This is a genomic window from Clostridium sp. AM43-3BH, from assembly GCF_003479985.1.
In the GTDB taxonomy this organism is placed as follows: Bacteria; Bacillota; Clostridia; order Lachnospirales; family Lachnospiraceae; genus Otoolea; species Otoolea fessa.
The window spans coordinates 179,656-180,951 of the sequence record NZ_QUIH01000008.1 but is presented as its reverse complement, the minus strand read 5'-3'; the positions used below and the strand labels follow the sequence as shown (position 1 = coordinate 180,951).

General features: G+C 44.9%; 1 protein-coding gene. It reads right to left on the bottom strand.

What is annotated here, in order from left to right; all coding sequences use genetic code 11:
- Positions 1-266 precede the first annotated feature (266 nt).
- Positions 267-1,265: an isocitrate/isopropylmalate dehydrogenase family protein gene (locus DW931_RS13570; RefSeq protein ID WP_118482328.1), complete on the bottom strand. Its 999-nt coding sequence runs from the start codon at positions 1,263-1,265 to the stop codon at positions 267-269.
- Positions 1,266-1,296 lie beyond the last annotated feature (31 nt).

The window sequence follows — 1,296 nt, the reverse complement described above, 5'->3', positions numbered from 1 at the left end:
AAGCCCTGCGCCAGATCGATGAACGCATGTATGCAAAAGAATTTGAGGGAAATTATGATAAAATTTTCTGTTATGGAATTTCTTTCTTCAAGAAACGGTGTATGGTAAAGGGGATAGGTAAATAATGCTGGCATCTGTTTTTATACACAAATAGGGCGTCTGTCGCATTTACAAATATGCTGGCCGATAACCCTATTTTATAGCCAAAAGGAGCTGCTGCACGGTTTGTGCAACAGCCCCTTCTTACATCTTCACTTATTAAATTCTTACAGTCTCGCAATCACTGCGTCCACATATTCCTCGGTGGTTGCAGTTCCATGCAGATCTCTTGTCAGGTGCTTGCCTTCTGCCAGAACCTCATCCACAGCCTTGCGGATGCGTCCGGCGGTCTCATTTTCACCTAAGTACTCTAGCATCATGCAGGCAGACCACAGGAATGCAGTCGGATTTGCCAGGTGCTTTCCTGCAATATCCGGCGCGCTGCCGTGTACGGCCTCAAACATAGCATAGTCAGAACCGATGTTGCTGGATGGAACCAGACCCAGCCCGCCGATCAGACCGCTGCACAGGTCTGAAAGAATATCTCCGTACAGGTTCTGCATTACCATAACATCAAACTGGTTCGGGTTCATAACAAGCTGCATGCAGGTATTGTCGATGATTTTATCATCGCCTTCAATCTCCGGATATTCCTTTGTGATCTCCTTAAAGATGGAAAGGAACATGCCATCGGACATTTTCAGGATATTTGCCTTATGAATACAGGTTACTTTCTTCCGTCCGTTCTTTTTCGCATACTCAAATGCATCGCGGATAATGCGCTCGCTGGCCTGTCTTGTAACAATCTTAATTGCATGAACCGTATCCGGATTTACCTGCTCCTCTACACCAACATAAAGACCTTCTGTATTTTCGCGGAAAATCACGATATCCACATTCTCAAATGGAGTTTTTACTGCCGCGTTAGACTTAACCGGGCGGATATTGGCATACAGATCATACTGTCCGCGAAGTGTTACATTCAGGGAGCGGAATCCTTTTCCAACCGGAGTCGTAATCGGGGATTTTAAGAGTACTTTGGTGCGCTCGAAAGAAGCATAAGCTTCCTCTGGAATCAGGGCACCATTGCGTTTCCACTCATCCTCACCAACATTGAAAATTTCATATTCCAGCGGTGCATCTGCCGCTTTTAAAATCTTTAACACATTATCAACTAACTCCGGACCGATACCATCGCCGCGAAATACTGTAATTTTATGACTCATTTCTTTATCCTCCTTCTTGATTTTCCCAATC